General features: G+C 74.8%; 1 protein-coding gene. It reads left to right on the top strand.

Annotated elements, in window-relative coordinates; genetic code table 11:
* A partial coding sequence (locus GTP90_RS36130; RefSeq protein WP_161087970.1) for an MFS transporter occupies positions 1 to 397 on the top strand: 397 nt, incomplete at both ends.

Below are 397 nucleotides of genomic sequence, written 5' to 3'. Positions count from 1 at the left end.
GCGCCCTGTGCCTGCTGGCCGCCGCCAACCTGCTGCTGATCGGCGCCAGCTACGCGCTGGCCTTCTGGGCGCCGGCGCTGGTGCAGCGCTGGGCCGCACAAAGCCATATGCAGCCTGGCCTGCTGGCCGCCATCCCGCACCTGGCCGGCGTCGCCGGCATGATCGTCATCGGTTACGACTCGGACCGCCGGCGCGAGCGGCGCGGCCACTTCGTCGCCTGCATGGTGCTGGCCGCCGGCGGCCTGGCGCTGGCCATCGCCGCCAACAACGGCATGGCCTGGTCGCTGGCCGGGCTGGCGCTGGCGTCGCTGGGCATCGCCTCGGCCGCGCCGCTGCTGATCGCCATCGCCACCGACCTGCTGTCGCGCCGGCGCGACAGCAGGTCGGTGGCGATGGC

This window comes from Duganella vulcania (genome assembly GCF_009857655.1).
Lineage (GTDB): Bacteria > Pseudomonadota > Gammaproteobacteria > Burkholderiales > Burkholderiaceae_D > Rugamonas > Rugamonas vulcania.
The sequence above is the reverse complement of the archived record's forward strand: the minus strand, read 5'-3'. Positions and strand labels throughout refer to the sequence as shown.